The organism is Lonsdalea britannica, from assembly GCF_946477055.1.
GTDB lineage: Bacteria > Pseudomonadota > Gammaproteobacteria > Enterobacterales > Enterobacteriaceae > Lonsdalea > Lonsdalea britannica_A.
This window is the reverse complement of sequence record NZ_CAMKXG010000147.1, coordinates 1-8899: the sequence shown is the minus strand read 5'-3', so window position 1 is coordinate 8899 and position 8899 is coordinate 1. Positions and strand designations below refer to the sequence as shown.

The window sequence follows — 8899 nt, the reverse complement described above, 5'->3', positions numbered from 1 at the left end:
CTCGTGGGCTCGGAGATGTGTATAAGAGACAGGTATCAGCGTTTCCTTGTCGGACGACGGCAGCCTGCTGTTCGTCGGCAGTCAGTACAACGGGATTTATGTCTATACGGTCGATGGCGACAGCGGCGCGCTGAATGATCTGACGCGCCTGACCGACAATGTCAGCCGCTCTGCGGTGGCGGCGATGTCCGGCGATTACCTGTTTGCGATCGCGCCGGGGATGACGCAGACGCTGGCGGTGTATAGCCGCAGCGGCACGACGCTGACGCTGGTGACCGAACTGTCCATCGACGAGTGGAACTGGACGACGTCTTACGCGCATTTGGCCATATCGCCAGATGCCAGCGTGGTGTATGTCGCCAATCAGACCACCAGCAGCCTCAGCGCCTATCGTTTCAGCGGTGCCAGCCTGACGGCCATCGACAGCGAAAGTCTGTCCGGTCTGAGCGACATCGCGCTGAGCGACGACGGTACTCTGCTTTATGCCACGACGACGAGCGGGACGATGCAGATCTATTCCGTGAATGCGGACGGCAGTCTTACCGCCAGCGCCGCCGTGACCGGCGCGGGCGGTAGCGCACTGACGGTGCGCGACGGTGCGCTGCTGACGGTAGGAAGCGGCACGTTGGTCAGCTATCGCTACGCTCTCCCGTACACCTTAGAGGGCACGCCGGTCAGCGCGCTGGATGGCCTGACGCTGTCGGACGGCAATAACGATGCGCTGGCGGGCGGCAGCGGCAACTATAACGGCGCCAGTCTGCTTGTCAGCGCCTCGGTCGCGGGCGGCGTTTTCGGCTTCGCCAACGGTAACGGACTCAGCTACGCCGACGGCATCATCGCTCTGAACGGCGGTGAAATCGCCCGCTTCGCCGTAGGCGCGGAGGGGGGCCTGACGCTGACGTTCACCGCCGACGTCACCACCGCCGTCGCCAATCAGACGTTGCATCAAATCACTTACGCCAACGACGTGGCCGCCGCAGGCAGTCTGATTCAGCTCAGCGTGACCGGCAACGACGGGGCGCTAAACAGCGATACCCAGGTCGTGACGATCCGTATCAACACCTCGCCGCTGATCAATCCCGACGCCGCCAGTGATGCGGTACCGGACGTGGCGACCAGTGAAACTGACTACCAGTTCACCTTTTCGCCGGACCTGTTCACCGATGCGGACGGCGATGTGCTCACCTGGAGTGTGAGCGGACTGCCGCCGGGCATAACGTTCGATGCCAACACCCGAACGTTGTCCGGCGCGGCGACGGAAACCGGGACGTACGCCATGACCGTGACGGTGACGGATACCGTGGGTGGCAGTGCGTCAGTCACGCTGGATCTGGTGGTGGATCAGGTGGATAACCGGGCGCCGACGGTCAATGACGGCGCGGCATTTGTGCTGACCCCCGCGACTGAAAATACGTCGTATAGCGTCACGCTGGACAGCGGGCTGTTTAGCGATCCGGATGCACGTTACGGCGATACGCTTACCTGGAGCGTTAGCGGTCTGCCGGAGGGGATTGTCTTCGACGCCACCACCTTGACTCTTGGCGGCGCCTCGGCGCTGGTCGGCTCTTACACGGTTATCGTCACGGCGACGGACTCCGCCGGGCTTAGCGCGTCAACGACCGCCACGCTGCGCGTCGTCTCTCAGGCCGAGGCCGAAAACCGCGCGCCCACGCTGAGCGCCGACGCCAGCGCCCTCGTTTACGCCAGCGATGGCGCGCTCAGCGGCTATGGCTACTATGTCAACAGCATCACGATGTCCGACGACGGCGCGACGCTGATGATCGCGGGCAGCACCAGCAATAACGGCAACGGCACCAGCTACCTCAGCGTCTACCAGCGGGACACCACCACCGGCGCGCTGACGCTGCTGCAAACCTTCACGCAGGGAACGAGCGACGACGGCGACGACAGCAACGGCATCGAGGTCGACGGCCTGTCCGGCATCACCTCAATGGCTTTTTCGGCCGACGGCGCCCGGCTTTATCTGGCGGGCTATGGCGCGGACGGCAGCAGCAGCGCTTATACCCTCAGCGTGTTTGATGTCGACGCCGACAGCGGCGCGCTGAATCTGGCCGGACAGTTTGATGGCCCGAACGAAAAAGTCCTGACGTTAGCGGTGACGGAGGAAGGCGGCGCGCTGTATGCGCTTTCCGCCACCACGATCTACGCCTATGCGGCGGGCGATGACGGCACGCTCAGCGTCATCGGCAGCTACAGCGACAGTTACAGCACGGCCGTCGGCATGCAGATCGGCCGCGACGGCACGGTGTATGTGCTGAGCGGCGCCCGATTGACGCTCTATACCGCCGCCGGGGACGGCAGTCTGACGTTCGTCGGTCAGCTGACGCGCGGCGGCTCGACGTTGACCTATACCGACAGCGCCGGGACGGCCAGCAATGTCGCGGGGCTGAGCAATGCGAACGCGTTCACCGGCGCCAGCTCGCTGGCCGTCTCCGACGACGGTCATGTCTATCTGGTGACCACCAACGGTTTTCTGACCACGCTGCAATATAGCCGCGAAAACAACATGCTGACGCTGGTCAGCACGTTGGACGCCTATTCGGCGCTGGGGCAGTTCCCACATGGCATCACGCTGTCGGCTGACGGCAGCGCCCTCTACGTGGTGGGCGGCGCCAGTTCCAATCTGGCCGTATACGCGGTTGATGGCGACGGCGCGCCGTCGCTGGCGAATGTCGTGGCGATGAGCGGTGGCGCGACGCGGATTGTGGTCAGCCCCGACGGGCGGTCGATCTACGCTGGCCCCAACCTCTATTTCGCTCCTGGGCTGCGGATGATAGGCGCGACGGGCGATACCGCCGTGGCGTATCAGGAAGGCGGCACGATCCAGCCCGCCTCCCAGCTGACGTTGGCCGATGCCGATTACGATGTGCTGGCGGCGGGTGAGGGCAACTACAACGGCGCCAGTCTGACCTTGGTTCGGGACGGCGGTGCCGATGCCGTCGACACCTACGGCTTCATCGAAGGCCACGGTCTGACGCTGGTCGACGGCACGCTCTATCTCGATGCGGTCGCCATCGGCACGTTCGTCAGCGCTGACGGAACGCTGATCATCACGTTCACCGCCGATGTGACGACGGCCGTCGCCAATCAGGTGTTGCAGCAGATCGCCTATACCAACACCAGCAGCGACCCCGGCAGCAGCATGACGCTGACGCTCACCGTGAGCGACGAATATACCGCCAGCGCCGTCAGCCTGAAGATGACCATCGACGAAATCAACGATGCGCCGGTGGCGAACGAGGACGATTTCAGTCTGGCGTCCGTTGCGGCGGGCAGCGATTACAGTGTGACGTTGCCCACGTCGCTGTTTAGCGACGCCGATGACGACACCCTGATCTGGAGCCTGTCGGGGCTGCCCGACGGACTGTCGTTTGACAGCGACAGCCGCACATTGTCCGGTCGCGCCAGCACGGCGGGCAGTTATGTGCTGACCCTCACCGTGACCGATGCGGCGGGCGCGACCGCGTCTCGCGAGGTGACATTGACCATCACCGGAGAAAGCGGCGAACCGGGCGGCAGCGAGCTGCCCTTGCCAGACGTGGAACTGGCCGATGTGATCAGCAGCGAACTGACGCTGGATGCGGTGCTCAGCGGTGTCGGCGCGCGGGCCTCTGCGCTGTCTCCGGACGACACTCAGCTTTACGTGCTGGGCGATGGCGTGCTGCAGGTCTATCAGCGCGATACCGCCACGGGCGGGCTGACCCTGATTGATAGCCTGACGCTGACGGACAGCGCGCTGGCGGGAGCCACGTCTATCGCGGTATCCGCCGACGGCGGGCTGGTTTACGTCGCGGGCGACGGCGGCGGGAGTCTCGTGGTCTACGGCCGCGATCCGGACAGCGGCGCACTGGCTCAGTGGGCGACATTCGATAGCACGGACAGCGGCGACGTGACGGGGATAACCGAACTGGCCGCATCGGCCGACGGCTTGTCCGTGTATGCCGCCACCTCAGCGGGCAAAGTGCTGGCATTCCAGCGTAACGCCGCTGACAACAGCGTGACGCTGGTCGGCAGCTACGACACCAATACCAACGGCTGGGACGGCGCCTACAGCGTGGCCGTATCGGCCGACGGCACGGCTGTGTATGTCACGGTCGGCAACGGCTGGCGCGTCTTCGCCTTTACCCGCAGCGCCGACACGGGCGCATTGAGCCATGTCCGCGAGAGCAGCAATACGGCGGGCAACAATGTGATGGATGCGGCAATCTCGCCCGACGGCGGTTTCCTGTATACCGTCAATTTTAATCAGAACGGCAGCAACATCGTCATCTATAGCGTGGGCGCAGACGGCGCGCTGAACGAGGTCGGCACGGTCTCGGTGGGCAGCAATCTGACCGATATAGCGGTCTCGGCGGACGGTAACGCGGTCTACGTATTGAGCGGCGCGGGTACGGATACGCTGGTTGTTTACCGCCGGGATTCGACGACCGGACTGCTGACGGAAAGCGGCCGTTTCAGCCATGAGGCGTTGAATTCCATGCTCGGCGGCGTCGCCAACATCACCGTGTCGGCCGACGGGCGTTCAGTCTATGTGACCAACGCCGATTCGGGCGCGGTAGTGGTGTTCTCCGCACAGGACAGCGACGGCGGCGATGATGATAGCGGCGGCGGTGAAGCGCCCGGCACGCCGATTGTCGTCGATCTCAAGGAAACCACCGGCAGCTATACGCCGGGCGAGGCTCCGATTCAGCTGGTGATCGACAGCGCTATCACGCAGGACGGCGTCACCCCTCTGGACAGCTACGGCGGCGCGACTCTGACCGTCGTCCGTGCAGGCGGCGCCAGCAGCGAAGACGTCTTTAGCTTCCTAGACGATGCGTATTACCAGTACGACAGCGCGACCGGCGTGATTGACAGCGGCGGCAACGCGGTCGCCGTGGTGACCGTCAGCGAGGGCCAGTGGGTCATCACGTTCGGCGAGGGCGCGAGCTGGCCGCAGGTGGGGTCGGTGCTGCACCGCATTGGCTACGTCAATACCGGCAGCGGGGCGGAGAGCGTCACGGTTTCCGTCGCCTATACGGCGCAGGACGGGAGCCAGGCGAGCGCGACGGTCATCGTTGCCGTCAGCGCGGTGACCCCGGTCAACACGGCGCCCGTTGTCGTCGAAACAGACTTTGTTCCCGACAGCGCCACCGACGGCGCGTTTTACCGCGTAACGCTGCCCGAGACGTTATTCACTGATGCGGACGGCGATCCCCTGAGCTGGAGCCTGTCGGGCCTGCCGCAAGGCCTGGCTTTCGACGCCGCGACCCGCACGATTTCCGGAACACCGCTGGGCGCGGGTGAGGTGACGCTGACGGTGCGCGTAGAAGACGGCGCAGGCGGTCAGGCCGAACGAACGCTGACGCTGATCGTAAATCCACAGGCGAGCCAGCCGGAGACGCCGCCGATCCCGGAACCGGAGCCTGAGCTTCCAATTCCGCAGCCAGAAACGCCGCAACCGGAAGTTCCGACGCCTGAGACGCCCCCACCTGCCGCGATTCCCACGCCTGAAACCGGTGTTAATCCGGTGATCCTGCCGGGACGTCCTCTTTTCGATGCTCCACCCGCGTCGTCTGCGGGGACGCCGCCGAATGCCTTTAGCGGTTCGCGCCCGGCGCCCGGCGCAACGACTATGGCGTTGTTCTCGGAAACGCGAGCCACCGCATTGGGCAATGGCCCGTTGAACTATGCGTCCGTGCCCTGGCGGCTGGAGCCGGTAGTGGCCAGCCTGATGCCGGAGCTGGAAACGGTGGATTTCTCCGCGCTCGACGGGCAAGACGTTCTCGCCGCGGCTCAGGGGGATGTCACGGCCTGGGAAGGTCGCTGGCAGCCCGACGGTCGAGGCGGGTGGCAGTTCACGCTACCGGATTCGCAGGGGGGGACGCAGGCCGCCCGCGAGGTTATCGGCGTTCGTCTGGCTAACGGGCGTCCATTGCCCGCGTGGCTGCAGTTTGATGCCCGGCATGGCGTTGTACGTATCACGGATGCCGCACCGCAGGTCGGCCAGATTCAGCTGATGCTGGAAACGCGCGACGGCTCGCCCTCTCAACTGCTGACGATCAGAGACGGGCAGCCGGGCATTGAGGTCGGGAAAACGGCTGTCGCTACGCCTCCACCACCGGCGGCACATAGCGCCGAACGCGTGAGTGCGCAGCGCGGCGCATCGGACGTCGCCGCGCCGGATCGCGCCAGAGCGGCGTTCTCCCAGACATTAACCGCTGAGGACGACGCACGTGCTGCCTTGTTGCAGGCGGTGACGTCGCTGGCGGCGGACGAACAGGCTCGCAGCGCCAATCACAATTCATAACTTCAATAATAAAATGGGGAGTTCCCAGGTGAGTTATTTCAATTCGTTATCACCTCTGGTGGGGTTAACCGATGCAACAACGGGGGACCATCGGCAGCGGCTGTCGTGGGCGGTCGCACTGGCCTGCCTGTCGCTGGCGGGCTGCGCGGTGCAGCCGGAGGCGCTGACCCCGGAACAACAGGTAGCGCAGGCACTCAGCGATAAAACGCGGATGTTCGCGCAGCAGGAGCCGATTCACGGCATCGTCACGCTGGATGAAGCCATCGCCCGCGCGCTGAAATACAACCTGCAGCAGCGGGTGGCGCTGATGGAACAGGCGGTGGAGGACCATCTGCTGGGCGTATCGAGTCTCGACATGCTGCCCAAACTGGCGGCGCGAGCCGGGCTGCAAACCCGCGACAACGTGGCCGGTTCCAGCAGCCAGTCGGTCTCCACCGGCGAACAGTCTTTGGAAGCCTCCACCAGTCAGGACCAGACGTTGCGCAGCGCCGACCTGTCGCTGACCTGGAATGTGCTCGACTTCGGTATCAGCTATTTCAACGCCCGCGTACAGGCGAATAAAACGCTGGCGGCGGAAGAGCGTCGCCGTAAGGTGGTGGCGGATATCACGCGTCAGGTGCGTACCGCCTACTGGGAAGCCTCGACCGCGCAGCGGTTGCAGCCGGAGGTCACGCGCGCGTTGGCGCAGGCGCGTCAGACGCTGGAGTATGCGCGCCAGACCGAACGCGAGCGCCTGCTGGCTCCGGTGGAGGCGCTGCGCTTCCAAAAGAACATGCTGGAGATGGTGCGGCAGCTGGAGGTGGTGGACAGCGACCTCGCGCTGGCTAAATCGCGCCTGTCATCATTAATGAATCTGCCGCCGTCCAGCCAGATTACGCTGACGACGCCGCCTGAGCAGAGCCTGAAAGCGGTCCCGCTGCCGTATTCGCTGGCGGATCTGGAAAGCTTCTCCATGGTCAACCGCCCCGAGATTCGCGAAGAGAGCTATCTGGCACGCAATGCCGTGTTGGAAACGCGTAAATCGCTGCTGCGGCTGCTGCCCGGCATCTCGTTGTTCGCCGGTATCAACGGCGACAGCAACAGCTATCTGGTCAATCACGAGTGGGCCAGCGCCGGTGCGCAGGTGAGCGGCAATCTGTTGAACGTACTGGCGTGGCCAGCGGTGAAACGGGCGGGCGAGGCGAACGAGCAGCTGGCGGAAGCCCGCAGGATGGCGGTGCGCATGGCGGTACTGACGCAGGTGAACGTCGCCTGGCAGGAGTATCAGCAGAGCACCCGCATGTTCAACCGCTATCAGGAGCTGGCTCGGGTGCAGCAGGGCATCATGCATCAGACCGATCTTAACTATCACAATCAGGCGGCGACGCAGATGGAGCAGGTGCGCGTCAGCACCGAAACCATTCTGACCACCCGCGCGCGCGACCGCAGTTTCGCCGCGGTGCAGAATGCGCTGGGGACCGTATACCAAACGGCTGGGCTGGATGTTTTGCCCGATCGCATCAGCGACGTCAGCCTGGCGGCACTCAGCGGCAATATCGCCAGAACGACGCGGCAGATAGAGACTGGCGCGCTGCCGGTGCCGACGATGCAACCGGCTTCCACGCCCGCGTCGAAAGCGGTTCCGGCGGTGGCGCTGGCTTCTGCGCCCACGGCCGCTAGCCGTCCGGCGGCCGCCAGTGAAGGCGCCTACCGCGTGGTCGGCAGCGATATGTGGCAGAACCTGCAATCGCTATCGGGAGGCAGTGAATGACGCGATTGACGGCGATGCGCTGGCCGTCCCTGTGCGGGCTTGTCTGGCTGCTCGCTGCGCCACCCGCCTACGCCGAAGACGGCGAAACCCTGCGGGTGCAGCTGAGCGCGGTGCGCCATACGACGCTCGCCAGCGGCATCGCGGCCAAAGTGACACAGTTGGCGGTCAAAGAGGGCGACCGTTTCAACGCCGGGGAGACGCTGCTGACCTTCGACTGCGCGGTATTGCAGGAAAAGCTGAACTACTCCACGGCCGCAGAAAACGCGGCCCGTAAAAAGCTGTCCGTCGCCAACCGGCTGGACAGTCTGAACTCCATCAGCGTGTCGGATGTGGATCAGGCCCGTTCGGCGGTGGCGATGGCTCGGGCGGAGAGCGGCGTTAATCAGGCGATGCTCAAGCGCTGTAAGGTTGAGGCGCCGTTTTCCGGCCGGGTGATCGAAACGCGGGTCAGGCAGTGGGAATCCGTGCCGGAAGGTAAAGAGTTGCTGACGATCTATGACGACAGCGCCTTCGAGCTGGAAATGATCGTCCCGTCGCGCTGGCTGGTCTGGCTGCGGACAGGCTCGCCGTTCACGGTCGCGCTGGATGAAACCGGCCTCAACTATACGGCGGAGGTCAGCCGGATTTCGTCGGCCGTCGACCCGGTGAGTCAGTCGGTCAAAGTCTTCGGGCGCATTACGCAGGACAGCGCGGGACTGTTGCCGGGCATGAGCGGAACGGCGCGAATGTCGCCGCCGACGCCCGCCGCAGAGGCGGTCAGCCATGAGCCGTGATCGCGACGACGCGGATCAACGCCTGCGGCTGATGGCGGAGCTGTTGCAGTTGGAAAGCCGCTGCCG

3 protein-coding genes are annotated in these 8899 nt (G+C 64.6%); all 3 read left to right on the top strand.

Annotated features, from left to right (window positions below):
- The first annotated feature begins 46 nt into the window (after positions 1-46).
- Genes Q7O77_RS10970 through Q7O77_RS10960 form a run of 3 tightly spaced genes read left to right on the top strand, consistent with a single transcriptional unit; the run spans position 47 to position 8833 of the window.
- On the top strand, positions 47-6310 hold the full coding sequence (locus Q7O77_RS10970; RefSeq protein WP_304166931.1) for a putative Ig domain-containing protein: 6264 nt from the start codon (positions 47-49) through the stop codon (positions 6308-6310).
- A gap of 58 nt (positions 6311-6368) precedes the next feature.
- A complete protein-coding gene (locus tag Q7O77_RS10965) occupies positions 6369-8060 on the top strand; it encodes a TolC family protein (RefSeq protein ID WP_304166933.1) in 1692 nt (563 codons plus the stop codon).
- Positions 8057-8833 carry an efflux RND transporter periplasmic adaptor subunit gene (locus tag Q7O77_RS10960; protein WP_304166929.1) on the top strand — a complete coding sequence of 259 codons (777 nt, stop codon included), beginning with the start codon at positions 8057-8059 and terminating at the stop codon, positions 8831-8833. Before Q7O77_RS10965 ends, Q7O77_RS10960 begins: the two co-directional genes overlap by 4 nt.
- Positions 8834-8899: the final 66 nt, after the last annotated feature.